The following is a 25,577-nucleotide window of genomic DNA, read 5'->3' on the forward strand; positions in this document are numbered from 1 at the left end:
ATACGCAGCCCTTATTATTTATTATTGGTAACCTTCGGGGTTTTTTACTTGAAAGTTCCACATATCCGCGCACATTTTTCTTAAATCGCGGTTTGCTTGCCAATTTAATTTATGCTTTGCCGTTTCAGGATTGGCATAAAATTCGCCAATATCGCCGGCGCGGCGTGGGCCAATTTCATATTTAATTTCACGGTTTGAAATATGTTGAAATTCTTTAATCACTTCCAAAACGCTATAGCCTTTGCCACAACCAAGATTAACCACTTCGCAATTTGGTTTATCGGTCAGCTTTAACGCGCTAACATGGCCATTTGCTAAATCTTCAACATGGATATAGTCGCGCACGCCAGTGCCATCACGGGTTTTATAATCATTGCCCCAAATCATTAAATGGTCACGCCGTCCTGCTGCTACTTGTGCAACAATTGGCATAAGATTATTGGGAATGCCTTTTGGGTCTTCACCAATTAGGCCGCTTTCATGGGCGCCAACTGGGTTAAAATAGCGCAATATCACGACGCTCCAATCGGGTTGGCTGGTATATAAATCGCGTAGCATATTTTCAACGGTTAATTTGGTTCTGCCATAAACACTTTCTGGGGCAAGGGGATGTTTCTCATCATAGGGTAGATAGGCTGGCGTGCCGTAAACGGTGGCGGTGGATGAAAAGATGATCTTTTTAACGCCAGCTCGTTGCATGGCTTGCAACAGCCTTAAGGTGCCACTGACATTGCAATCATAATAAAGCAATGGCTTTTCAGCAGATTCACCTACGGCTTTTAAGCCAGCAAAATGAATGACTGCCGTGCATTTATGGCGGGTTAGTACAGATTCTAAAAATTCACGGTCACGAATGTCGCCCGGCTCATTAATTACCGTGCGGCCGGTAATTTTTTCAATGCGCTTGATAACCTCTGGGTGGCTGTTGTCAAAATTATCAACAATAACCACATTATAGCCAGCATTTAAAAGTGCTACACATGTATGCGAGCCGATATAGCCGGCGCCACCTGTTACAAGAATTGTCATCACATCATCCATTTATGATTTAAATTTTAGTTAGTTTATTTTACTTATATGAAATAGCCAAAATATGTTCAAAAAATATGTCACATTATTTTTATCATTAAGTTTTTATCTCGCCTTTTTAAATTATAGTGTCGTTTTAGTATTGAGTGGTCATTCTATATAGTGCTTTTTGCGCAATGCTGGCATTAATTTTAAAAATACGTCGCCCGAATGGATCATAATGATATGTCCAGCGTTCGCCCGTTGGTGTTGTTCAGCCAATCAGCCTATCTTTAGCATCCCATTGATATTTCCAGATTTTAATGCGGAAGCCATTTTTTTTAACCCGCCGTTCAATCACACGATTGCGGCTATCATAGGTTAGATGAACGCGCTCGCCATTAGGGCCTTTGGTCTCACTGATTACGCGGCCAAGGGCATCACGCTTGAAAGCAACGACAGCCGAATTATTTTCAGCACGGCTTAATAAGCCGGTTTGATCATAATGATAGATGGTTTCATCTTGCAAGCTGCCATCGCTAGCAAATACTTGTTCTTTTAATAAAAGACCTGATTTATCATAAGCAAAATTTAACTTTGCACCATCAGCATATTGCGTTGCTATAACGCGATCTGCTTTATCATAACTATAATTTTGAATAAGGCCGGCAAAATCTATTTCTTTAATGACGCGGCCAGCCGCATCACGTTCAAAAAGCCATTTTTGCCCTAACTGATTGCTTAGGGTTGATCTTACTAATGGCGCAAAAATATCACGCCATTATTCAAATGCAAAGTTATTCTGGCAATGCCCTTATTTAATTATTGCCCATTCCCAATTACTGGAAAGAACATCTTTTTTTGTAACATGAAACTTGGGGTCTTGATTATCACCGAACCAAATGCCGTTAGATACTTTATCATTGGCTGTAAATTCAAAACCACATTTTAAACATTTAAAATTTGAATCGTTTACAACTTCTTGTATATTGTCTGGGTTAAAGAAAAAACCTCCTTCATCATATTCATATAGATATATTGTTTTGCATTTAGGGCATTTAAAAAAATAAAAATCACAGCAATAGAGTTCTTCGCCTAATTTTTTTTTAAATTCTTCATAGTTAACTTTAATATCATTATTGAACATTTTAAAATCCTTTTTAAAGTGACGGGAAGGCAGTAATAACATGGTTTGTGCCAGGTTTAGTAATAATAGTTACGTTATTTAAAATAGGATTGCCTAGCTTTGCACCTTCGACACCACCCATTATACCCGCACCGGGTGCTGGAATTGTATACTTCCAGTTTCCGTACTTATCTAGTGTTGGTATTATGCCTTGTTGTTTGGCTATTGCCCAAGCATCTTCTACTTGCGTAATTGCATTGTTCGAAAAAACACCTTGAATATCTTTGGTGGGAATATCTGTTTCATGAGCAATTACATGGTCTTTACGTGATACTCCATGTTTATCAACACCACTCCAATCTAAATTCCCACTAGGCCCGCAACATGGCACTGGAACTGGTGCTCTTGCTAGCCCCCACGGATCAATCCATGCATTGGGATTGTGGACATAGCCATTAGACCTCAACCCACCAGCCAAACCAATAGGATCAGGAGAGATATATTGCGCGGCGAGTGGATCATAATAGCGATAGCGGTTGTAGTAAAGACCAGTTTCCGCATCTTCCCATTGGCCTTGAAAGCGGATGGGGCAGGTTTGCGCGGCTTGTGCCTCCACCGTGTCATACTTGAATGCTAAATTGCCACGTATTGGTGGCGGATAGGGGCCACGAATATCATTGTCATTATCTGCTTGCCATATTTTATGAATTGCGCCCCATGTGCGATATTGCGCTGCCCAAACAAGTTTACCGTCCTCGCTAAACATTTCGCGCGGTGTGCCAAGATGATCATTGACGATGTAGAACAGTTCACTATTTGCTGTTTCTTTAGCAATTGGCCTAAATGTATTAGGCTCATAATGCCATTTGGTGGCTTTATCCCAATCAGCTTCACCACTTGCTTTTAATGGTGCTTCTTCAGCTATTGTATGTGCATCCCATAGATAGGCTGTGCCGACGATAGTCTCCCCCGACATATCGCCACTGCCGCGTTGGTGTTTATCTTCATGATAAGCACCGCGATTCTTTTCCAACTCTGTCACATTGGGCGATTGTGCTAATAATGCCTTTTGCGCAATGCTGGCATTGATTTTAAAGATACGCCGCCCGAATGGATCATAATGATATGTCCAGCGTTCTCCCGTTGGGGGTATACAACCAATCAGTCGATTTTTTGCATCCCATTGATATTTCCAAATTTTAATGCGGAAGCCATTTTTTTCAACACGCCGTTCAATCACACGATTACGGCTGTCATAGGTTAAATGAACGCGCTCGCCATTGGGGCCTTTCGCTTCACTAATCGCACCACCTTGGCGCGATAGCCATTGCTCAAACTTTGCAGTATCTGCAGTGTTTCCACCAGAAAAGCCGCTAATATTTAAGGCACTATCATAACGGAAGCGTTCAACGGTGCCATCAATTGATGTGCTCTCGACTATTTGGCCATTAGCATCATAATTATAAGAGGTATTACCCCATCTTTTATCATCAATAGCAAGGGGTTCAAAACTTTTGTTCCAATTAAAATAGCGTTCAACTTGTGAGGTGGCTTTAGAAGGATCAATGCCTTGTTGTTGTGCGGCCATTGCCCCTTCAAGGCCACGACCTAATGAGGCAATGGCAAAGCCGCCAATCTGGCTTTTTAACTGGCCAAGCACATCATAGCTTTGGTTTAAAACAAAACCAGCCGCACTTTCACGTTTTAATTCACGCCCCAATGGATCAAGCGTCATTTTCAACGCTGCGTGATCACCAATTGTTAGTTCTGAAAAACGCCCCATCGGGTCATAAAGGGTTTTTACAAAATTCTTATCATTTATTAAACGCCCAACCCGCCGACCGCAGCAGTCAAAAATATTATCTACTGCGCGACCATTGAGCTTTTCTTGCGAGACGCGCCCAAGTTTATCGCGAATAAAGCTAATAACTGCGGAATTATTTTCAGTACGGGTTAAAAGACCGCTATCATCATAATTATAATTGGTTTCATCTTGTAATTGCCCATCGGGAGCATAGGCTTGTTCCTTAATTAATAAACCCGATTGATCATATTCAAAAAGGATTTTTGCGCCATCTACATATTGAACTTCAATAATACGATCTGCTTTGTCATAAATATATTTTTGTGTAAGGCCCGAAAAATCAATTTCTTTAACCACGCGACCAGCCGCGTCACGTTCAAATAGCCATTTTTGCCCAAGTTGATTGGTAACACTGGCTAATTTTTCTTGCCCATCATAAGTAAATTCGAGCTTGCCACCTTTAGCATCTTCAATGGTTTTTAAAAGTGCAAATGGCCCATAATTATAAGTGGTATTACGATTTTCACCATCTTTAGTGCTATATTGTGTACCATTTTTATCAATTTTTAATTCAATAAGAGCCCCATCAGGACGGCGAATAGCTGACGCTTGCCAAAAATTATATCCTGCAATATCTTTATAAAACAAAGATGTTTCATGCCCCATCGCATCAATGATGGTGGTTAAACGTCCAAATTCATCATAGTTATATTTAGATCTGGCAGAGCTAAAATCTGACGATATTATTAAATCGCCAAATTCATTATATTTCATTTGCTGTAAGTAGCCATCACTACGCATAACAGCTACGGGCCTGCCAAAATCATCATTGTTTATCTCCATAAGAACTTTGTCTTCTGGAGAAATGATTGCTACAAGACTACCATTTTCATCATAACGATAGCGCCATTTGCGCCCCCTACCATCAATATCAAGTTTAAGATTACCCCACTCGTCATAGGAATAAAAATGTTCGCGGCCTTCGCCATCATTAATAAATGTAATATTACCACTTTGATCATACTCATAAGATGTAATATTACCTTCACCATTTATTTCGCTAACAAGTTGGCGGTTCTGATTATATTCCCGTAAAACCTCTTTTCCTAAGGGGTGGATTTCACGATAGACTTGCCTATTATGATCAGAAAAAAATAAAATCTCTTTTTCTTTTTTTCCTTCAGGAAAAAAATGCGTTATACCATTTTCATCATAGGAAAAAGCATCACCATTATAAGGGCCATTGGTGATAGTTTTAACAACGCGTTTTTGATCATCATAATAATGTTTCGTATGCGTACCAAAAGAATCCGTCCACTCAACCAACTGATCTTTTTCATCATGAAGAAATTTAAAGCTTTTTCCATAATGATGAATAACAGCACTTAGATTTTTACGGCTATCATATTCATAGCTTAAAATATGCTGTTTAGTGCCTAGCCTACCAATTAAATAGATTTGTGTGCGTAAATTATTTTGATATAAAAATTCAAAAGAAAGACCGTTAGGAACAGTAATTTTAGCAAGATTAATATCAATATAGGTATAAATAATTTTATTGCCACAGCGATCTTCAATGGATTGAATGCGCCATTTGCCATCATCAAATTTTTGAAAATAAGTGGTGAGTTTTTGTTCTTTTAAAATAAGTTGACGGTTTTTACCGGCATATAATTTTAAACCACGAAAAACGTTATTAGATGAATACTTACCAGGCGATGGAATGGGACGGGCAAAATGCACATCACGACCAAGACCGTCAAAATAGTGCAATAATTTGGGATCATTTTCATCGGCTATGATAAAACTATCAATGGAAGAAAAGCGTGACCGGCCAAGAGGGGTGATATTGGATTTGGCTGACGAATAATGCCTATCAATAATAACGGGAATATCAAATGAAATAGCAAAATCAATATCACTTCCAATAAGCTTACCATCACTTACTGAGACCGGATCACTTACAACTCTTAAATCATTTAAAAAATTCATTTTCCCGCCTTTTAAAAAATAAAACTATCAATTACCTGCGCAGCGTGCGCAAGAAGGGTCTTTTTGCGAAGTATGAGTATCGCGCTGACCTTTGACGGCGGAATGTTCATTTTTAAGCTGATCCTGCCGCTGTTTAGCTTTTTCTTTAATCTCTTCTACAAGTTTTCTACGTTTAGCAGCTTGCTCTAACAAGGATTCTCGCATTTCTCTTGTTAAACCTGGGGTTTTACTTAATATTTCAGCAGCTCTTGCATGAGACATTCTAGCCAGGCTAGTGGCTTCACGTTCCAACAGTGCTGCACCGGCTTTGGCCTTTTTAACTGCCCAGGCAGCACCTTTACCCGCTGCTCCCGCTAAAGGAACGGCACCTGCCATTGAAAGTGCGGCATCACTTAACTCACCTTTAGCGGCATAATAACCAGCCAGTATTAGCGATGATGCAGTACCTAAACCCGGAATAAATCCGCATACATCCATGACGAAGACAAATTTTTCACCATATTGTTCATCTAAACTTCGAGAGGAATTGGCATCAAGCTTACTGCATTCTTCAACCTTTTTTGTATATTCATCTACAATAAGTTCAGGTGCTTTTTTTTTCAATTCTGCTAGGCGACTATTAACAGCGACATCATGCCCCCATCTTGCCATATACTCATCTTCCATAACTATGGGTCTATTGGGCCGATTGGCTACCTCTTGTTTAATTTCTGCAAGTTCAGCCTCATCTTCACTTCCGCTAAAAGTATCTCTATTTTTGTCATATCGATCTAATATTTCATCTTCTTGTGCTGCACATTGCATACACGTTTTCCAAGCTTCTAAAATACCACGCTTTTTCATAAATGGTTCTAAATCTATTGGCTTATTTATTTCTTTAGCCAATTTATAATATTGATCTGCAATAGAGCTTTCATTGATTCGTTTATCTATTAAATCACTAATTTCTTTTGATGATTTTCCTAATCTTACTTGAGCTTGATAAAAATCTTCCATGTTATAAGAATCATTTATACCTTTTCTCCAATCACTATTACTTTCCATAAAATTTTTGGCGTCTTTAAAAGCTTCAATCTTCGCACGCTTATCTTTTTCCGCTTCAGCTGTTACCTCCTTTTCTATACGTTGACACCAATTATCTGTTTCTATGGTATCAACTACCACTCGTGCATAAGCATTAGCATCATATAGAGCTTTTGCTTTCTTTAACTGATTTCTATAATCGATATTATTTTTTATAAATATTTGTCTAAATGGATCATATTCTTCAATCTTTTCAAGTTCTTCATCAGAAAGGTTTTGGATTGATTCAACATATGCAATATTACTTGAATAGTCTATTTTTTCATCCATTTTACGTCTCTTCGGTTTTCGTCAAGGTTATATTTATCCATGGAGCTTGCATTTCTTGCGCTTGCTCAGTTGGGCTATTGATCATCGCGGGGTCGCCATCTCTTACAATTTGAAAACCATTAGTATAAATATTGGATGTCGATTTTTTGGGCCCACCAAAAGCACAATAACCAGGCACAAAAATTCCTTTACCCGTACCAGGTTCATGGCCTGTTACACCTTTTGCACGAGTATTAAGATCAAAATCGGCAAGCTCATTATCATTAACATCATGTGATGCACGAGTTGAATTATCAAAAAAAACAATTGAATAATACGGTACAGGCACCTCAATTGATCCCATAGGTGTCCAGCACACATCTGGACCTATAGAATGGATAAAATTATCGCCTGCACGCCTTGTTGAAATTGGATGTGCCATATTAATTCTCCATTTTTTCAGCAACTTGATCGGGTGTGGGGGGCGGCAGAAGTGAAGGCATTAAATGCTCTGGTCGCATCCAATCTGGGCTTTTGTTGATTGATATGCTCTCAACATTTTTCATATTGTAAACAAAACGCCAAACACAAAAAATTCGCCATTTTTTTATATCTTTATCTAAAAAGTCACAAATGATGGTATCAAGATTGACATTATTATAGGTTTCGTTTTCCATATCATCGGTTACAACAGTATAGATAATTGGATTTGCTATCCTAAACTCCAAATTCCCTTTAACAGATAAATTTAAAAGTTTCAAATTTATATGATAACTGATAAAATTTCCTGTTTTTAATTGGCTTGATGACGTATTATTAAATTTAAAATCATAATCTTTTGGCCAGTTTGGCCAAACATGATCAACCCAGTTTTGATCATATGTTCCACCAAATTTTCTGCGAGGTAACCATGCTGCTGGTATTGCGCCGAAGCCTGCAGGTAGATAATCTTTATATGGTTCAACAACAGGTTGTCCCAACTCCTCAATTTGAGGGGCTGGAACAGGTTTGGTATGATCTGTAAATTGTTTATTTATACGTCCGCGCCCGACGGTATTGTATTCAAAAGCATCAATAATTGTTTTATCGTCAACAATTTTTTCAATTGTTCCACCATAAGCATATTCATAACGGATCGGTACCGATTTTATTTTTTCTGCCTCAGATAAAGACCAACCATCAAAGTAGTTTATATGATCTTTCCAGTCTAATTGTTCTTCTTCATTTAAACTTTTTTTCCATTTAGGAACCCAAAAACGTGGGCCATAGGCCTTTAACTTTTTGAAAAAATCTGTACCGTTCTGGTCGGTTATTTGAAAACCAAATTCCCATGATGAAGCTAACTCATTATTCGGCGCATAGGTGATGGCGTTTATAATAATATCTGTTTCAGGCTTATAACTAACCAAATCTGAAGGTTGTTTAACGGAGGTTTTATTAAGCTCACCATAAAACTCATCCGTAAAACAAAATGGCTCCTGTTCAAATGATGGTTTAAAAACACCATCATTTGTATAATCAAAAGCACATTTTACCATAATAATTCCAAATTCCCGCCCCTGATTATCAAGGTTAGAAAATCTCATCATTGGTAACTCAGTGAAATTTTTAAGTGTTATTGCCATTTTTGAAATCAATTCATTTGAATATTTTCACTACGTTCCTGAATAACATCTGAACCTTCAATTAATATTTTCTTGCCTTTCAAAACAATATTTCCTTTATTATCCATCATTAATAATGACATGGGTTCTTTGGTATCTTCATCCTGTCCAACGGCAAGGACGAATTGTTCACCAATGAACATCTGTTTTGTATGCCCAACTTGTTCAGTTGAAACTTTGCCAACAGTAGTTACCTTCACCTGTCCGACCTGTTCGGTCGAGCCTATACCAATGGTATTATTGTCAAATTTGGCAACGGTGGTATTGCGAATACCTGTTTCGATAAGCCCACTGATAATTTGTGATAGGCCTGAGCTTGCCGCTGCCATACCTGCACCACCGCCAGAGCGAAGCCCAGCTTGCGTGGCAACGTTTAGCGCACCGCGCAACATATCCATTTTCTCACCAGAACCAGCAAGTGAGGCAAGGGCAGAACCCGCTGATAAAATTTTGCTAAATCCCTCAGTTTCCTTTTGAATGGCTTCTGCACTATCTGATAAAGGCTTAATCATATTTTCAAGGCCTTTTTTCTCTAAGGCTTTTTCAGCCTTTCGCTCTTCACCAGCCTGTATCAATTGATCACGTGTTGATAGCTGTTTAGCTTGTGCGCCTTGGGTGGGTGATTTTTGCATTGGTGCTTGTTCGGTCATTGCCGCAGACTTTACTGCACTGCTGCCCTTATCATTGCCAGAGCCAGACTTTGCAGCGCTTGCTTGCATGGCTTGGGCGGCAATTGCCATGCCTTGTTGTAGCAGCCCTGCTGATTGCCCCATAAGGCCTTGTAAGACATTGCCCAATATTCCCGATGCAGCACCACCAACCGCCCCAACAACCATATTCATGCCACCGCCGACTTGGTGATTAACGTTTTTGGCAACTTCAATAGCTTGGTTAGCGCCGATGTTTTGAATAGCATTGGCATCGATGCGCTGTGTTTGGTTGTTTTTAACCTTGATCGTCTGGTCTTTTTCCGCATGCATAAACATGTTTTCTTGACCATTTTCATCCTCAAAGGATAGCTCATTAAAACCGCCATTGCCCTTATGAGAATTGGAGCGGATAGCCATTTTGGTTTTATGATCAGGCAGTTTATAGGGCGAAACATTCATTTCATGATAGGTTCTCCCCATGATAATTGGTTGATCGGGGTCGCCCTCGAGAAACTCAACAATCACTTCATGACCAATGCGCGGAATGGCAAGGTTACCATATTCACCACCACCCCATGCTTGGCTCACCCTTATCCAACATGATGAATCCTCGGCCTTTGGGTCTTTGTGGCGGTCCCATGGGAAGTGAACCTTAACGCGGCCATATTGGTCGGTGTGGATTTCTTCACCCTCTGGCCCAACGACTGTGGCTATCTGTGGGCCATCGATGAGAGGTTTGCTGGTCTGCGGTGCGCGGTAAGGCAAATGCGATGGCTGCACGGCAAAGGCATTGGCATAGACAGTGGCGTTATCTGCACCATTATTGTTGCTAGCAATGGCTAGCCCCATGCGACGGTTTAAACTCTGAGTAAGCAAGTTGGGGCTTTGCGATGAGGTCGTGCCAAAACTAAGGCCTGACAGCGTTGTACCATGCAAACCAGGCGCCACAATGCCGGTATCAGCCATGCCTATCCCTTGTGCATCCTCGCCCCATGCTTGCGGCTGCACACCCTCATGACGAATGGTGAGCAAACGCCATTTCTGGTTTAACCGATCATCAGGATGCTCAAACAATGTAATTGCATGGCCGGTAAGCAAATGCGGTGCATTGGAAACACCATAGCCAAGTGACGCATCAACACGGGTTGCTTCTAGCTTATAACGGGTGAAGGCTTTACCGGCACTATCCTTCTTATAGCGACCTGGATAATCATAAAGCTCATAATCATGCTTTTCGCCATTGGGGTTTGCGGTCTTTTCCTTATGCTCCTGATTATAAACTGGGTTCTTGAAGGTATAATCGCGCTGCACAACGGTTGTGGCGCGCAATTTTCCCGATAGGAAAGCGATGAGCAAAATAGTCCTTTGACGGAGCCTGATGAGAGAGAATTATATTCAATCTCTTTTAAGCCTGGGCAATCATGTAAAACATTGGGCTTATCGGAGATGATAAGCTTTAAAATCCCTTCCTTGTCATGCTCAAAGTAATAGAAAATGCCTTCTTCAGCCAAAATACGTTCAACAAAGCCAAGATGGCTTTCGCGATATTGCACGCAATATTCACGCGCATCATGAGAGCTTTTATCAATATCCCATGTAACATTGTCAATGCCATGCTTGGAGAATATCTCTTGTACAATGTCGTCAACTTTCTTGGTCTGGAAGATACAGCAATCAGAACCATGATCCAAACGATAAAGACTTGGCATAAGCACAAGACGATAGGCGGTACGGTGATGACCTCTGTCACCGCGCTCCGCCTCTACCACAACGCCGGAGAAGTGACGCAAAGTGTCCATATATTTATGATGCACGGTTAAAGTGCCAGGACTATCAAGCAAGGCTTGCAAATCAATATTATCATCACTGCTTGACAGCATGACTTCAATCTTCGTCATGCCAAAGATTGCTTCATCGACCGCAAAGGCAGTGACGACAAAGGTATCATTAGGCGCTTCCTTCATCCAATAGCTAAAGGCAATATCTTGATCTTGAAATTGTTTTGGCAATATTGGCATAGCGCTCATAGATATTCTCCGGATGATAAAGTAAAAGCAGGACTATTCAGAATTAGAAACAAGGCCCAAAGAGCCAAGTCTTCACTTCAATGAGGCAAAAAAATAAACATCGCCCCATTGTCTTTATTTAAAAAATATTATTTAATTTTATAAAGCCTTAAGTACATAGCTAATGGTTTAACAGCATCGGTATGGATATGCCCCGCAAAGCCATACCGATGCTTGTTCCCTCATTCATAGCTCTGATCTTATCAATGAGGGAGGTAAGCAAAGTGAAGCGTTTATTTTTAAACCCCATATAAACGCTTCATTCCTTGCCTAATGGCTTAAACCTTAGGCGCACGCCAGTCGTCAGCACCTGAAGTACCAGCAACAGCATGTTCCCATTCAATCTTACGATAGCTGAGTGATACAGTTACCAACTGGGTAAAGTCTGCATTTTTTGCATCTTGGCAATGCGGCATGTTGCAATCAATATCAACAATGATCGCATCGGTAAGCTTGGTGGTGAAGAAATGTTCTTGCTTACCAGATGTATTGGTACGATACCATTTTACTTCACAAGTGCTGAGCATCTCGCCTGAAGTAAGCGCATTATAAAGCAAAGGTGTTGCTTTGCTCAAAGCTGCTGTGAACTTGAAAGGCTTATGAACGCGCTGACCTGAAGGCTGACCTGATTGTGGATCACGAGGAATGGTTACAACATGGTCAATGGCCTGAACGAGGATTTCGTCTTCATGGCCTTCTTGCCAGATATTGCCGATTGAATCTTCAGAAGCTGCACCTTGAGTGATTGGGCCCTGTGTTGTACCTTCGATTTTAATATAGGCTGGTGTTGGCATTTCTTTATCCTTTTATATAAACAAACAAACTTACATTTTAAAAACTGACGGCACTTTACCCCCGATTGAGAGCTTAAAATGATAATAGCCAACAGTCCTGTGAGCAAAGAAAGTTCAAAAGAGAAATGAAAACCCTTGCCCACACCAAATATGAAGCAAGTTTCATGCCAATTTAGCGCAAATACAAAAATAAAAAGACAAGTAATTGAAAATAAAAATGAAAATAAATTTTAGCCCTCAAAACACAAAACATTAGAAAATACTAATAACTGCAAAAAATTGCAGTCATTTTTGGGTGAAAACAAATAAAAACGCACCTAACAAACGGAAAACAAACAGAAAAATACCGGACTGCAAGAAATTGCAGTCGACTGCAATTTCTTGCAGTTATTAGTATATTAATAATATTCTAATATAAAAAATCCTTGATATTTATCAATTGTATCAAGTAAACCGCAAAAAAACCAGAAAACAGCTAATATCAAGCCGCTTTAAACAAACCATCTCGCGATATGATTTATAATCTTTCGTAAATTATTAAATACAAATTGCATTTTACTAAAAGCTGCCCTTGAACATTATTGCTAAAGCTCAACCAGTCAATCGGCTTTCATAACTGTAAAAGATTTAGGCTTTTTACAAGAAATTGTTTTTATTATCATTAACTAAAGCTGTAACAACTAGACCTCGTAGAGCAAGATAGACGTTGAGCATTTATGCGAATAAGTTAGGAGTAATGTTTGTGCGTAGGCCTACATTATACATCTTGCCATACTCACTAAAATTTTTTTTCTTCAATCTTTATCAAACTTGTTCTTTTTATAAATTTTACTGAAGTACAATAACTTACAACAAAATGGAAGAAGTATGCATGAAATGGAACTAAAATGATAAAGTTGCCTAGGGTGCTGTACGCGTAGTCTTATATCGCAATAAAGACCTTATTTTTAAATTATTAGATCAAAAATATTCGCAAAAAATGATCTTGGACGAAATTTTTAAAAAATTGTTCAATTCAGATATCCCAACAGTCATTATCAAAGTTTATTAAACAATATAAAAATCAGGATAAGATTGTAAATTTCCATGATAAGCTACCTTAGAATATTAGATACTGTCTATTTGCCATTTAAATAATTATAGAGCGCGATATTATCTAAATTTATAGATAAAATTGAATTATTGTTAAAATCGTTTCTATGGGATTTATTTTAATTTTCTTTGGCATTTCTTTTTCTCTCAAGAGTGATAATTACATTTAAGCTGTTATAAATAGTTCAGGAAGGAGAGGATTTGAGAAATTTACTTAGATAAAATTGAATAGTTATCCATATGGTTATATGGTTAAATATATTAAGTTAAATTGCGCGGGTTGGGACAAAAAATATCTTTACAATCTATTGTAATTAATAAGCTATTTTTTTATCTGGTATCTAGATGCCCGTGTAGCATGGTATCTGGATGCCCGTGTTTTAACCCCTTATTGGTATCTGGATGCCCGTGCTAATTCACAGGCTATTTTGTTATTTTCAATAGGTTCATTTTGAAAAATAAATGACAATTAATTAAGTAAAAAAGTAATTCTGTAAAAAAGTAAAAATTAAGCTACTTAAAAAAGTATAAAATTAAAAGATCTTAGTATCTGGATGCCCGTGTCTCACTGATATGATTTTTATAATTTTTTATTTAAATTTCTGATTAGATCGGCAAGTTGTTTTCGTTCTCCCTCCTTATGCCTCTGATAAAAACTAACCATATCAGTATCTATATCAAAGTAAATTCTATTATCGGGTAAGTGCTAGCTAAGCGAAAGCTGCTTAATATTTTTGTGGTTGAGCTAGCAATTACAATACCGTCATAGAAAGTCGTACAAGCCGTGTATAATTTTGCTTACCATGAATAAAAGATGATGTTCCTTGCGCAATAACCCTTAAGCACAATGCATCGCGATGCAGCTCTAGCCTGCCATCAAACCAAGTGATTGAAAAATAGACTTTTAATTAAATTATTTTTGACGAATAAATGGTATGAAATGATGTTGCACATTTGAAATGGGCATGTTTTTCATGTGGCCTCGCTCGCATCAATCATGACCCCATTTTTTAATAATCATAATATCAAGATCTTTTTTCGGTTTAAAATTTTTTGCGCGCATTTCAAATTGAGTAGGACTAATTTTTTTTACATTATTACCGCAAAAAGTAATGACTGAACTAGGAGAGCCTTTATCAACGACTAAACGGAAATCTTCAATTGTGCCACCCGCCCAGTTGCCGCCAGTGGTTAAAATATAGCCAATTATTATTCGTGTTGCATTGTTAAAGCCATTTTGCTGCTTAGCTTTAATCGTTTTTTTAAAATTTAAGTCAGGACAGTATTCATCTGTAGCAATATAATCGAGGAAAATATCCAAAGGTTGAGGAACACCACTTCCTACCATTGGTGTATAAGCATGGCGAACTTTTATTTCTTTTTTAGCGGGAAATGTTTGTTGCCAATAAAATGAAGTTGAAAATGCTAAATTTCTATCATCTACTTCTTCGCCATCCATAAACTTTAGTCTTTTTTTATGCACTTTAGGCTTTATTTTAACACCATTAACAATAACCGTAAAGTTATAGTTATTTGCATCTTTTAAATCATTTTCTGCTAAAAAGTATTTTTCATCTTCTCTGGAATAATCTTCAATAATATGATCTGGTAGAGGAAAAACTACCGGTGTTGTTATTTCGTTATCTGTCATATTCTTGAAAATATAATTAACTTCTATTTTTTCTTCAGAAATGTATAAGTCTTCTGATACCATTTTAATATTTTCATTTTTTTTTAAAACAAGACCACCGGCAGCAAAAAATCCCTCAGTGTCATTTGCATATGCATTTATTGAAATTAGGTGAGTAATTACCAAAAAAATAAACATATATTTATGGTGTTTAGTAAGCATTTCTTATCCTTTTAAATACGACCCTTATCACCACCTAAAATAATGACTATTGATCATGATGTTCCATATCATAGTTAATCTGTGCTTGTTTTTCCCTAGTTACATGGTATTTTTTAGCTGTGATTAAATCACCACAAGCTTTTTGTATAGGATTTCTATTTTGCGCATCCATATAAAAAGATTGAAATCTTTGGCACATTGTTGGCACCATTATGTTCCATGCCTTATACCATTGCGGAAATGTTTTTACTAATTCTGGGGAGGCATAATTAATTAAAGTGCCATTTTGCATTTTTTCATCAAAATCTTCTGTAATAAATACAAAATCACCAACCGGAGCTAGTGTGACTAGCAACATAAAATGAAGGACATAGTCATCGCTTTGCTGCCTTAATAGTTTTAAAAAGGCATCCGTTCGTTCATGATTATAATCATCTGGTAGGTCAGCGCCAGGAAAAACAGGTAAGGCAATATTGGGGTCCATATAATTAGGTAGTTCATACCAATAAACACCATAAAAACTACCTAACTCACTAATATTATGTTTAAGATTTGTTATTTTATTAATATTAATAGGGTTTGCATTCATTACATCTTGATATTTTTTTATGATCATTTCAACAGGAACAATAGAAGGAGCTTTATTTATAAAATCAGAACATTGTTTACCTTCTGGCTGGTAAATATAATCCCATTCGTTTGTATATTCTGGCCCCATATAAAAACTTGTTGTACCTTCATCCGTCACCGGCAACAATAGATATATTTGTGCGGTGCGCTCTTCAATTGATAAATACTGGTTGGTGCAAATCGCTTCTATCTGCTTTCTGACTTTAATATAATCAAAATCCACCGCATCCTTTGAGAGTGTTGGGCTTATATTTAATATTAAACAGAATAAAATTAGTCCTATATTTCTTAATGTGTAATATAACATTTAATATCCCTCATCTTATAAAGACTTACATATGATGGCCTTTTTGCCAAGCTTATATTTGACATATTTACGCTTTAAATGCCATTTTAATTATTTTTAAACGATTTATACTTCCAAGTATATCGTGGTGCAATTGGTTTTACTATAGGGTAATCCACGCATTTTTTGACTCAAATTCTTTTAGTTTTGATACTGGCTCGAAGCCACTTATCCTTAGCTTAGCTGTCCTCAAATGATTGAAAGCCACAATAAATATTTGTAAAGAAAAAGAATTTTTTGGGGTAAGTACGAGTTAATCAGTTACGAAATATTTTTAATCGTTCACAATGGAATGGAAATCAATTTGATGTTATTAGAAATATTATTACGCCAGCTGGTCGACCATTAGAAATAACAACGGTGTGGCAGATAACAGAAAAGGGGGCGGTTGATCTCGTCACAGTTATGCCGCGTCGTTAATTTTATAATTATTTTAAATAAGGTAGAAAAAAATGGCACTAGAGTATGACACAAAAATAATAATTGGGTTTAATAAATATTATTTTGAAACAAAAGATGATAATACAAAATTATATATTAATGGCGAACTGAAATATGATATTCAATCTGATTTTTTTCCTACGAATATAACAATTGAAAATCAGAATAGTTTTTATTGTTGGTTTTGCACTCAAGTCCTTAAAATAGAAAATAATAAAGTAGTGATGGATTATATAGAAGATAATCAGGTTAGTGCTATATATATTCTCAAAAACAATTTGGTCCTTATCGTAACTGAGTTGTCTATTATGTGGAGATCAACAATTGATTGGTCTAAAGAATTTGAATATGATTATAATGAAGTAATTTTAAAGCATAAAATATTAAATGAAAACGAAGTTTTATGTGAAGATTTTTATCAAAAAAAATTTATTGTTAAAAAAGGGCAAAATATTATTAATTTAGATTAGAATTTCGGTGGGGTGTCTCGAACTTTCGCAAGTCATTTAATTAATTTTGAGCATATTTTAATATCCACCTATTCGTTTTAAGGGGGATTAAACTCAGATCAACCTTGATGACGCGCTCCAATAATTGCTCAATAATATCTCATTAGTTTAAATAAAAGTGGAGATACGTTGCTGCCACTTGAATAATGATTATTGCGTCAAATTGCCGAACTATTTAAATTGCCTTTAAAATCATTCATCGCATGACAATATAAGCTATCGACATATAAATGATGGTACGCCATTCAAGAATAAAGAGGGGAGATCACCAGTGAAGCCATATAGTTATTGCACTGAATATATCGTGCCAATATCTCTATTTAAAAAAGTTGGCCTACAATGATTGTTTATGGGTAAACGTACTTTACGCCAGACTATTATATAACTTTTATTTCAGTAAAGTAGGATAATATTATGCAAATTAAATTTTCAGATATGTGCTTATCAAAAACAATAGGTCATATATTTAATTTTAATGTTAATCCTTTTTTGAAAAATGAAGAGTTACTCTCGTTTTATTATTATTCCTTCTGGTTTCCTAAATATTTTGGCTTTAATTGGGATGCATTCGATGATTGTATGGAAGATTTAGAATGGATCGATGCAGATATAATACAAATAGATCACGGTGTAATGACTAACTTAAGCGATAAAATGCTAGGTTTTTATGCTAAATAATTAAATGCCATAATAGAATTTCATATGCAAAAAAACAGTAAAAAAATATCTGTTATATTTTTAGATAAACAAAAAAAATCTATTATGGATAAATATAATTGTACATTAGCTGAAGTAAAAATGTAGGATTTATTACCTAACTACATTATTCTAATTTGCTACCAAATCTAATGGCAGCAATCTCAATATTGTTAGCCCCGTTGATATCAAGGTTTTGGCAAAGGCTTAATGGTTTTTTAAAGAAAAGATTCATCAATGTCTATAGGATATAGAATACAAACAGGATTTCCAAAGCAATGAACATTAAAACTAAATTTCCAAGGTTATATTATTTTTTAGCGGCATATTTTCACGTAGATTGTCGTGCTGGTGGGGAAACTTTTGATGATATAGTTAATGAATTTATGGTCCAACATGATAACAATACTAAAGTTACACTCTTTACAGAAATTGTTGAGTTTTTGACCCTTTATCGCAATGAACTAAAAAAGACATATGTTGATAATTTTACATACGAAAATATAATGATTAAAGCTGGTGTTAGTTCTATGCCAATGTCTGATGATATGTCTGCTTATGACTGGTTGGTGATGATTAAAGAACGATTGATAAAAGAAATAGGTTCAAAGAATTTAAATTCCAAATAGTGAAAAACATCAATATCAGTATCACTTTAATAAGTTTTAGTTTTGTCAAAACGAATAAGTATTAGATCCATGATCAATCAAAAATTAATAAATTATCTTCGCTCAGTTTATCCCGAATTACCCTTTGATATAAGCTATGTAAGGGGATATACTGACAATGAAATTGCACAGATCGAGCGGCTTTATGATATAAAGATAACCGATCAACTTTACGATTTTTTAAGCTGCATGGGCCGTTGCAGTGGCGGCTTATTTGGTGATGATCCATTATTGTTTTATCGTGATCAATGGAGTGTGCGAGGCCAAGTATTATTTCAGAATGGCTATACAGATGAAGTAATTGAACTGAATATAATTGATTTAGCTAAGAGAAAACCTTTTTTTATTTCTATTGAATCAGAAACTCAGTACTATTTTTTGTTAACTGAAACTGATAATCAAAATTTAGTTTATCATTACGATACAAATTATAGCACAATAAGTGCTACCCAATGGACTTTTAATGAATATTTACGAAATTCTATTGATCAGGATACAAGAAGATATCCTAATTCTGTTCCTTTAGACCGTCACGGTGAATTAATCATCATTTAAATGAATTATCTTGAATTAAAAAACAATATATGTGCTATACCTGATCCAGGTGCCGTGAATTATTTTTATGTTCTGTCTTCACAATTTGCTTATATGAAACAAACTAAGTATCCAGATCTAGAAGTCGTCTTTTTTGATTTGATAGATATTGTTAAACAAGGGCATTTGTCATGCTTTTGGGATGGAAAATTTCCAAATGGTACATTATGGGTTTATTAAAGTTTAAATTACTATTGCTAGATTAATTTTGGATAATTAATTTTGTATAGAAAACACCTTTTCATCATTTCCATAGGCTAAAAGGTGTAAAAACTTTTCAAGCCAATAATGAAAGCCGATATAATGAGCCATTCTAACGCCGAAAAAAGCGTGGTAAAAGTGTCACGCGATATAAATGACCTTATTGATATTATGGCGGCATTGCGTGATCCTAAAACGGGTTGCCCTTGGGATATTGAGCAAAGTTGCGAGACGATTATTCCCTATACAATTGAGGAAGTTTATGAAGTTGTTGATGCAATTCGCCGCAATGATCCGGTTGATTTATGTGACGAATTGGGCGATTTGCTGCTGCAAGTTATTTACTATGCGCAAATATGCAGCGAAAAAAATCTGTTTTCCTTTGGTGATGTGGTTGAAGCCATTACCGCTAAAATGATCCGCCGCCATCCGCATGTTTTTGGAAGCGAGGAGGAGAGGCGGCAGGGCATGCAAAAGGGGCAGTGGCAGCAAATCAAACAAATAGAAAAAGAAATGCGCCGCTTAAAAAAACAGGCAACAGGAATGGCATTAGTGGTTGAACCGTCTATTTTATCAGATGTTGCAACCGTGTTTCCAGCGCCGATTGAAGCGATGAAATTGCAAGATAAAGCTGCGAGTGTCGGTTTTGATTGGCCCAAAGCGGATGAGGTGATTGACAAGCTAAGGGAAGAAACGGCTGAAATTGTTGAGGCGATAGAAAGCAATAATTTCCAAAATATAGAGGCAGAATTGGGCGATATTTATTTCACCGTGATTAATCTTGCCCGCAAACTTGATATTGATCCAGAAAAAGCCCTTGCTCGCACCAATGCAAAATTTCGGCAAAGATTTCACCATGTCGAAAAGCAAGTGGCGCAAGGTGGACAAAAGCTGGAAGATTGTCCCTTAGCCGAAATGGAAAAGCATTGGGTAAATGCCAAAGAATGATAGATTTATATTTTAAAGCTATTATTGGCTTTTGCTGCGTTTTTTACATCTTATGGCTGATGAAATGCAAGTAAATTGCCGCAATGGTGATTAAATTCGGTTTCATCTTTAGCAAAATCAAGTACCGCAAGCCCAGCAGTTGGATAGCTATAGGGCAATTTGATTTTAGATTTTGGTGCGGCTAAAAACTGCAATAATGCAAAAATAGATGGATTATGCCCAACCAATAACACGCTTTCATATTGGCTGTGGTTTTTTACAGTATTAAGATAGTCTTGTGGCCCCCCGTCATATAAATCATCAATAAAGATTAGGTCTGATTGGTCAAACAGTTGCAATGTCTCCACCGTTTGGCTTGTGCGCTTAGATGGTGATAATAAGACTTTTGCTGGCCTTTGGTAATCTTGCCCGATAATCGTGCCAATATTAGCCGCTTGGTGCAAACCTTGGGCACTTAAACAGCGATCAAAATCTGTTTGGCCTTTTTGCGCTGGCATTGCTTCAGCGTGGCGCAATAAAAAAATTCTCTGCAAGTGGGTCATAGTAAAGCCTATCAATCAAAATATTTAAAAAATCAACAGTTCTAGCTTAGCTGCAAATGGAAAAAAAAGAAATTATATTGCAACGATTTTTACTTTGATGCGTTAAATAACATGGCTTCAATTATATGCGGTCAAAGAAAGTTGAATTTTAATTGCGCTATCATTGCGATAAGGTAATGCAGTGAAAAGATTTTGATGATGGGAGAATCAAAACAGCTTTGATGATTATTCTCATTGCTATATTGGGGGTAGTCCCTATTTTTCCTTATGATCAAACGCGCTATAAAATATGGGACGAAATAGTTAAGAAAATTTGATTTTCTTAAAATAGATTTTATTAGAAAAAATGTAATATATTATATTGCTAATATAATAGAATTTGCTTTAAATCATGCATATTTTAGATGATTGATTTTAAATATAACTATTTTGTCATATAGATGAAATAATTTCATGTTATCTAGAAGTTTTATAATTTACGATATGCTCAATCCATTTGTTTTTTAATATAAAATTGTGTATTTTTTAAATTTTTGTGTTGTATATTTAAAAATACCACAATATATAGGGGCTCTCAACCAAGCTGTGGAGGCTTCGTACATGAGCGAACAAATAAATTTGGACTATCACCCAAGTGACGACGAGCCATTCATGAATGAGCGTCAAAAAGCTTATTTCCGCGCAAAACTTATCTTTTGGAAAAATGATATTCTAAAAGAGTCTCGTGAGACACTGGAAAACCTTCAACAAGAAAATGCAAATCTTCCAGATATGGCAGATAGAGCATCATCTGAGACAGATAGGTCTATTGAGTTGCGTGCGCGTGATCGCCAGCGTAAACTTATTTCAAAAATAGATTCTGCTTTACAGCGTCTCAATGAAGGCACTTACGGATTTTGCGAAGAAACAGGCGACCCAATTGGGCTTAAGCGTTTGGATGCAAGACCGATTGCAACCCTTTCTCTTGAAGCGCAAGAGCGTCATGAGCGCCGCGAAAAAGTGTATCGCGACGAATAGGCCCTGTTGATGAGCTGATGCGATGAGATGCGGCTATTGGCCCTGTTGATTGGCATTGTCTATTAGCTGATGCGGTTTAAAATAAACCGAATAAGCGTGGTGTTTATTCGGTGGTGCTGCAAAAGCGCTTAGGCTAAAGGTTAGGTGTGTTGCAAGGTGACGCGGTTTAGCGTTTTGCGATTTAATGCATTACATATGCTTGTAATGCAAATTACATGCATGTGACGCAAACTAAGCGCATGTAGTGTACGTGGCGAATAGTTATGCTATGCTTTGCGGTGTGATGCTTTGCGATGTGATGTGTTGGCGCATTCATAATATGGTTGCGTTGAAAACTTGCTAGTTTTTTGTTAAAAATGCTGGTGTAAAAAAGCATGAAAAATCTTGCTTTATTGCTATGGCTTCTATCAGGCCAATAGTTTTATCATGCCATTAATGGCACACAAATATTTCCCGTCGCGCAACTATTGAACTTATTCATAAGCTGTTAGGGTATGGGCGGTTGAGATATGGGTAATTTAAGCAAAATGCGCTGGTTACAGTGCTATGTCGCTTAAATCAGCAAATTATGCGGTTATCGCATTAAAAAACATTAAAAATCTTTACTGCCCAAATCATGATTTTTAAAATTGCTAATCATCACTTAAGTAAGATCTTGGTGTATAAAACCATTTTTTATCATTGGCACAAATGATTTTAGATTTTGACGAGCCGATGATGACAATGGTTCGGCTGGTAATATCATCAATATCAACTGCGCCAAGGGTGGTGATTTTAAGGTTTTCGGTCGGCCGTGAAATATCATGGCCAAGACCAATTGGCGTGTCACTTTTGCGAATAGTTTTTATAATATCCAATGCTTTGATGATCTGTTCTGGGCGGGCTTTTGATACAGGGTTATAAAGTGCCAAGGCCATATCAGCTTCGCAGCAGGATTTTAGCCGTTTTGCAATAATTTCAAAAGGTTTTAAATTATCGCTTAAGGATATGATCGCGAAATCATGGCCAAGTGGCGCACCCATTTTGGCAGCGCCAGCAAAAGCTGAGGTAATGCCCGGCTCAACAATAATATCAATATCGGGCATATGATCTTGCCCAGCTTCAATTCCCGTTTCGATTCCAGTTTTAATTATTGTATCAAGCATTTCAAAAACCGCCGCTGCCATGGCAAAAACACCTGGATCCCCAGATGATACAATCGCAGCTTTGCGGCCACCGGCTGCAAGTTCAATCGCATATTTTGCCCGCTCTAATTCTCGGCGGTTATCACTTTGGTGAATGGTTTGCTGTGGCTTAAATGGTGCGGCTAATTTGATATAAAAATCATAGCCTAAAATATCATCAGCCTCATCAAGGGCTTTTTGCGCCGATGGTGTCAAATAATTTTTGTCACCCGGTCCAAGGCCAATAATCGACACTTTTCCCTTGGGCAATTGCGCCTTTGCTAATTGATTATTGGAGCGTGTTTTTTGGTAGGTTAGGGTTTTTTGTTTAACTTCTATCACTTCATCATGGTCAATAAATTCAATGGATAATGATGATGCTTCATCTAAAGGTAATGATGCGCTATCAAGCCAAGCATGATTGCCAATCAGCCTAACCGTTTCGCCATTAATAATTTGCGATATAAAGGATTTGGCATAGTGCGGATTAATTAGCTTTAAACCATCTGGTGGATCAAGAAGGTTGATGCCAAGGCGTCTTTCGCCATTAGAAGTAATGGCGCAAAAGCCATCGGTGATAGAGGCAATTTCATTGGCAAGGCGATTGCCACCATTTGCCGCGCCAAGCAAGGGCACAATAAGCTTGCCATCTTCACTGATGCAGATAACTGGTGGTTCGCCATATTTATCTTGTAAAAGTGGGCTAAGGGCGCGAATAATAATTCCAGTGGCACAACAAGTAATCAGTGCAACATCTTGTTTATAAAGCTTTTGTACCAATTGGCTGAACGAACTAAAACTTGTGTCGCAGCATGTTACGCGCTTTTCAAAGCCATAAATGGTGGCGTTTTTAAGCTGGCTTTTAATCTTATCAGCAATGGCAAAAGCAGAATTGGATAATATGATAATTGCAATAGGTTTCAAAGGTTTACACCTTTGCTTTGTGTAAGTGCATAAGCCTCGCCGGGAATGAGAATAAGCGAAAAATAAGGCGTGCAGCTGCTATCGACTTCGCTTAGCGAGCATATTTTTTCATCTTTCATGCTGGCGCGCTCGATATAAAGTGCTTTATCAAAAAGATGTAACTCTTTTAAAATATTGATAATTTTGTCAATGTTACGCCCCAGCTTCATGATTGCAAAGGCACTTTTTTCTGCGAGTTTTTGTTTTAATATTGCTTCATCAAGCACAGCGGAAAGTACGGTAAATGTTTCATTGCGGTAGCATAGTGGCGTTGCAAGGGCAGCAGATGCGCCTGAAATGGAGGTAACACCGGGGATAATGGTTGTGTCAAATCTATCAGCCAAGCGGTCATGGATATACATGAACGAGCTATAAAATAGCGGATCACCCTCGGCCAAAACCGTTATAGTTTTGCCTTGTTCAAGATGGCTTGTAAGCTCTAGTGTGATGTCATCATAAAATTTTGACAAAATATCATCATAGCTAAGATTGTCGGGAGGTGCTTCAGTCGTAATTGGGTAGATAAGTGGCAAAAGGCTTTGGCTATCCTTTATCCAACATTCTGCAATGGTAAGCGCATTGCTTTTTTTGTTTGCTGCTTGATGAAAGGCGATAATATCTGCGCTTTCAATGGCTTTTAACCCCTTAATGGTGATAAGTTCGGGATCGCCCGGGCCAACGCCAACGCCGTAAATCTTACCTTTTTTCATGCCTATTGCCCTTATTCGCCTTATTTAATTTCGCTTTATTCAACTTCAGTTGCAAGGGCATTGACTGCCGCTGCTGCCATAGCACTGCCGCCACGCCGACCAGTTACTGCGATATAAGGAATATTAAGATCATTGTCGATTAAAGCCTGTTTAGATTCAGCCGCACCAACAAAACCTACGGGAAAGCCTAAAATAAGGGCAGGGCGCGGCGCACCCTTTGCCAACATTTCTAAAAGATAAAATAAAGCTGTTGGAGCATTGCCTATAGCAACAATGCTACCCTCTAAATGTTCGCGCCAAAATTCTAGTGCTACCGCAGAGCGCGTATTGCCAAGCTTTAATGCCAGTTCTGGCACTCTATCATCATTTAAAGTACATAATACTTCATTATTTTTGGGCAGGCGGGTGCGGGTAACGCCATTGGCAACCATGCGGGCATCACATAAAATTTTTGCACCATTTTTTATGGCTTCGCGGCCAATTGAACCAGCATTTTCAGAAAATTGCAGATTGTCAACAATATCAACCATACCGCAGGCATGAATAATTCTAACGGCTATTTTTTCCATGTCGCTAGCAATGCCAGATAGATTTGCCTCTTGTCGAATAATGGAAAAGGAGCGGTCATAAATATTTTGGCCGTTTTTTATATAGTCGTACATTGTTGTCCTTTTAAACCGAAAGGAAAGTGAGCCGTTTCGGTTTGATCCTTAAAATGCAATTTGCTTAGAATCCTTTCTTACTCTTTTTAGCGATAAATGCGAAACAA

At 37.4% G+C, this 25,577-nt stretch carries 22 protein-coding genes and 1 pseudogene; 6 read left to right on the forward strand and 17 right to left on the reverse strand.

The annotated features are described in order from the left end of the window. Positions 1 to 21: 21 nt before the first annotated feature. The 13 genes and pseudogenes from galE to N5852_RS06235 form a co-directional block, all read right to left on the reverse strand. Entirely contained in the window at positions 22 to 1,029 is a 1,008-nt protein-coding gene (galE, locus tag N5852_RS06175) for a UDP-glucose 4-epimerase GalE (protein ID WP_262099534.1), read from the reverse strand. 253 nt (positions 1,030 to 1,282) lie between these two features. Next, positions 1,283 to 1,537: an RHS repeat domain-containing protein gene (locus N5852_RS06180; RefSeq protein ID WP_262099535.1), complete on the reverse strand. Its 255-nt coding sequence runs from the start codon at positions 1,535 to 1,537 to the stop codon at positions 1,283 to 1,285. Between the two features lie 285 nt (positions 1,538 to 1,822). Next, on the reverse strand, positions 1,823 to 2,155 hold the full coding sequence (locus N5852_RS06185; protein WP_262099537.1) for a hypothetical protein: 333 nt from the start codon (positions 2,153 to 2,155) through the stop codon (positions 1,823 to 1,825). Positions 2,156 to 2,168: 13 nt separating this feature from the next. Beyond that, on the reverse strand, positions 2,169 to 5,930 hold the full coding sequence (locus N5852_RS06190; protein ID WP_262099538.1) for an RHS repeat-associated core domain-containing protein: 3,762 nt from the start codon (positions 5,928 to 5,930) through the stop codon (positions 2,169 to 2,171). A 27-nt stretch (positions 5,931 to 5,957) separates the two neighbouring features. Continuing rightward, entirely contained in the window at positions 5,958 to 7,283 is a 1,326-nt protein-coding gene (locus N5852_RS06195; RefSeq protein WP_262099539.1) for a hypothetical protein, read from the reverse strand. A 1-nt stretch (position 7,284) separates the two neighbouring features. Further along, positions 7,285 to 7,704, reverse strand: coding sequence for a PAAR-like domain-containing protein (locus N5852_RS06200; protein ID WP_262099540.1), 420 nt, complete (start codon positions 7,702 to 7,704; stop codon positions 7,285 to 7,287). Position 7,705: 1 nt separating this feature from the next. Then, positions 7,706 to 8,887, reverse strand: coding sequence for a DUF2169 family type VI secretion system accessory protein (locus tag N5852_RS06205; RefSeq protein ID WP_262099541.1), 1,182 nt, complete (start codon positions 8,885 to 8,887; stop codon positions 7,706 to 7,708). An 8-nt stretch (positions 8,888 to 8,895) separates the two neighbouring features. Next, positions 8,896 to 10,542 carry a type VI secretion system tip protein TssI/VgrG gene (tssI, locus tag N5852_RS06210; RefSeq protein WP_410004251.1) on the reverse strand — a complete coding sequence of 549 codons (1,647 nt, stop codon included), beginning with the start codon at positions 10,540 to 10,542 and terminating at the stop codon, positions 8,896 to 8,898. A 96-nt stretch (positions 10,543 to 10,638) separates the two neighbouring features. Beyond that, positions 10,639 to 11,603, reverse strand: a pseudogene (locus N5852_RS06215) (type VI secretion system Vgr family protein); the annotation flags it as partial. A 160-nt stretch (positions 11,604 to 11,763) separates the two neighbouring features. Then, entirely contained in the window at positions 11,764 to 11,892 is a 129-nt protein-coding gene (locus N5852_RS06220) for a hypothetical protein (RefSeq protein WP_262098495.1), read from the reverse strand. Between the two features lie 28 nt (positions 11,893 to 11,920). After that, positions 11,921 to 12,436 (reverse strand): Hcp family type VI secretion system effector, encoded by a 516-nt coding sequence (locus tag N5852_RS06225; protein WP_262098477.1) that lies wholly within the window; start codon positions 12,434 to 12,436, stop codon positions 11,921 to 11,923. 2,083 nt (positions 12,437 to 14,519) lie between these two features. Beyond that, complete coding sequence (locus N5852_RS06230; protein ID WP_262099543.1) at positions 14,520 to 15,380, reverse strand: DUF4424 family protein; 861 nt, start codon at positions 15,378 to 15,380, stop codon at positions 14,520 to 14,522. Positions 15,381 to 15,426: 46 nt separating this feature from the next. Then, positions 15,427 to 16,317, reverse strand: a complete 891-nt coding sequence (locus tag N5852_RS06235; RefSeq protein WP_262099544.1) for a hypothetical protein — start codon at positions 16,315 to 16,317, stop codon at positions 15,427 to 15,429. A gap of 491 nt (positions 16,318 to 16,808) precedes the next feature. Between N5852_RS06235 and N5852_RS06240 the strand changes: the two genes are divergently transcribed. The 5 genes from N5852_RS06240 (at position 16,809) to mazG (ending at position 20,413) form a co-directional block, all read left to right on the forward strand. Then, entirely contained in the window at positions 16,809 to 17,267 is a 459-nt protein-coding gene (locus N5852_RS06240) for a hypothetical protein (RefSeq protein WP_262099545.1), read from the forward strand. A gap of 453 nt (positions 17,268 to 17,720) precedes the next feature. Continuing rightward, positions 17,721 to 17,984, forward strand: coding sequence for a barstar family protein (locus tag N5852_RS06245; RefSeq protein WP_262099546.1), 264 nt, complete (start codon positions 17,721 to 17,723; stop codon positions 17,982 to 17,984). A gap of 296 nt (positions 17,985 to 18,280) precedes the next feature. Further along, positions 18,281 to 18,631 (forward strand): contact-dependent growth inhibition system immunity protein, encoded by a 351-nt coding sequence (locus N5852_RS06250; protein WP_262099547.1) that lies wholly within the window; start codon positions 18,281 to 18,283, stop codon positions 18,629 to 18,631. Between the two features lie 69 nt (positions 18,632 to 18,700). After that, positions 18,701 to 19,225, forward strand: coding sequence for a hypothetical protein (locus N5852_RS06255; protein WP_262099548.1), 525 nt, complete (start codon positions 18,701 to 18,703; stop codon positions 19,223 to 19,225). A 342-nt stretch (positions 19,226 to 19,567) separates the two neighbouring features. Then, the gene (gene mazG, locus N5852_RS06260; RefSeq protein ID WP_262099549.1) at positions 19,568 to 20,413 is read left to right on the forward strand and encodes a nucleoside triphosphate pyrophosphohydrolase; all 846 of its coding nucleotides are present in this window, start codon (positions 19,568 to 19,570) and stop codon (positions 20,411 to 20,413) included. Positions 20,414 to 20,463: 50 nt separating this feature from the next. On the opposite strand, the gene N5852_RS06265 is transcribed toward mazG, so the two are convergent. Next, the gene (locus N5852_RS06265; protein ID WP_262099550.1) at positions 20,464 to 20,955 is read right to left on the reverse strand and encodes a SixA phosphatase family protein; all 492 of its coding nucleotides are present in this window, start codon (positions 20,953 to 20,955) and stop codon (positions 20,464 to 20,466) included. Between the two features lie 600 nt (positions 20,956 to 21,555). Here N5852_RS06265 and dksA point away from each other — a divergent pair. Then, positions 21,556 to 21,972 (forward strand): RNA polymerase-binding protein DksA, encoded by a 417-nt coding sequence (dksA, locus tag N5852_RS06270; protein ID WP_262099551.1) that lies wholly within the window; start codon positions 21,556 to 21,558, stop codon positions 21,970 to 21,972. A 632-nt stretch (positions 21,973 to 22,604) separates the two neighbouring features. On the opposite strand, the gene cobJ is transcribed toward dksA, so the two are convergent. From cobJ to N5852_RS06285, 3 genes are read right to left on the reverse strand one after another with little or no spacing between them, the layout of a single operon-like run. Continuing rightward, positions 22,605 to 24,059 (reverse strand): precorrin-3B C(17)-methyltransferase, encoded by a 1,455-nt coding sequence (gene cobJ, locus N5852_RS06275; RefSeq protein ID WP_262099552.1) that lies wholly within the window; start codon positions 24,057 to 24,059, stop codon positions 22,605 to 22,607. Next, complete coding sequence (locus N5852_RS06280) at positions 24,056 to 24,808, reverse strand: precorrin-2 C(20)-methyltransferase (RefSeq protein WP_262099554.1); 753 nt, start codon at positions 24,806 to 24,808, stop codon at positions 24,056 to 24,058. Before N5852_RS06280 ends, cobJ begins: the two co-directional genes overlap by 4 nt. Before the next feature lie 35 nt (positions 24,809 to 24,843). Then, a complete protein-coding gene (locus N5852_RS06285) occupies positions 24,844 to 25,470 on the reverse strand; it encodes a precorrin-8X methylmutase (RefSeq protein WP_262099555.1) in 627 nt (208 codons plus the stop codon). Positions 25,471 to 25,577 lie beyond the last annotated feature (107 nt).

The organism is Bartonella sp. HY328 (assembly GCF_025449335.1).
GTDB lineage: Bacteria > Pseudomonadota > Alphaproteobacteria > Rhizobiales > Rhizobiaceae > HY038.

What these genes read in the sequence shown, in the direction of transcription:
- galE (WP_262099534.1), bottom strand. Translation starts at nt 1,029, where the DNA reads ATGACAATTCTTGTAACAGGTGGCGCCGGCTATATCGGCTCGCATACA.
- N5852_RS06185 (WP_262099537.1), bottom strand. Translation starts at nt 2,155, where the DNA reads ATGTTCAATAATGATATTAAAGTTAACTATGAAGAATTTAAAAAAAAA.
- N5852_RS06190 (WP_262099538.1), bottom strand. Translation starts at nt 5,930, where the DNA reads ATGAATTTTTTAAATGATTTAAGAGTTGTAAGTGATCCGGTCTCAGTA.
- N5852_RS06195 (WP_262099539.1), bottom strand. Translation starts at nt 7,283, where the DNA reads ATGGATGAAAAAATAGACTATTCAAGTAATATTGCATATGTTGAATCA.
- N5852_RS06200 (WP_262099540.1), bottom strand. Translation starts at nt 7,704, where the DNA reads ATGGCACATCCAATTTCAACAAGGCGTGCAGGCGATAATTTTATCCAT.
- N5852_RS06205 (WP_262099541.1), bottom strand. Translation starts at nt 8,887, where the DNA reads ATGGCAATAACACTTAAAAATTTCACTGAGTTACCAATGATGAGATTT.
- tssI (WP_410004251.1), bottom strand. Translation starts at nt 10,542, where the DNA reads ATGGCTGATACCGGCATTGTGGCGCCTGGTTTGCATGGTACAACGCTG.
- N5852_RS06220 (WP_262098495.1), bottom strand. Translation starts at nt 11,892, where the DNA reads ATGGGGTTTAAAAATAAACGCTTCACTTTGCTTACCTCCCTCATTGAT.
- N5852_RS06225 (WP_262098477.1), bottom strand. Translation starts at nt 12,436, where the DNA reads ATGCCAACACCAGCCTATATTAAAATCGAAGGTACAACACAGGGCCCA.
- N5852_RS06230 (WP_262099543.1), bottom strand. Translation starts at nt 15,380, where the DNA reads ATGCTTACTAAACACCATAAATATATGTTTATTTTTTTGGTAATTACT.
- N5852_RS06235 (WP_262099544.1), bottom strand. Translation starts at nt 16,317, where the DNA reads ATGTTATATTACACATTAAGAAATATAGGACTAATTTTATTCTGTTTA.
- N5852_RS06240 (WP_262099545.1), top strand. Translation starts at nt 16,809, where the DNA reads ATGGCACTAGAGTATGACACAAAAATAATAATTGGGTTTAATAAATAT.
- N5852_RS06245 (WP_262099546.1), top strand. Translation starts at nt 17,721, where the DNA reads ATGCAAATTAAATTTTCAGATATGTGCTTATCAAAAACAATAGGTCAT.
- N5852_RS06250 (WP_262099547.1), top strand. Translation starts at nt 18,281, where the DNA reads ATGAACATTAAAACTAAATTTCCAAGGTTATATTATTTTTTAGCGGCA.
- N5852_RS06255 (WP_262099548.1), top strand. Translation starts at nt 18,701, where the DNA reads ATGATCAATCAAAAATTAATAAATTATCTTCGCTCAGTTTATCCCGAA.
- mazG (WP_262099549.1), top strand. Translation starts at nt 19,568, where the DNA reads ATGAGCCATTCTAACGCCGAAAAAAGCGTGGTAAAAGTGTCACGCGAT.
- N5852_RS06265 (WP_262099550.1), bottom strand. Translation starts at nt 20,955, where the DNA reads ATGACCCACTTGCAGAGAATTTTTTTATTGCGCCACGCTGAAGCAATG.
- dksA (WP_262099551.1), top strand. Translation starts at nt 21,556, where the DNA reads ATGAGCGAACAAATAAATTTGGACTATCACCCAAGTGACGACGAGCCA.
- N5852_RS06280 (WP_262099554.1), bottom strand. Translation starts at nt 24,808, where the DNA reads ATGAAAAAAGGTAAGATTTACGGCGTTGGCGTTGGCCCGGGCGATCCC.
- N5852_RS06285 (WP_262099555.1), bottom strand. Translation starts at nt 25,470, where the DNA reads ATGTACGACTATATAAAAAACGGCCAAAATATTTATGACCGCTCCTTT.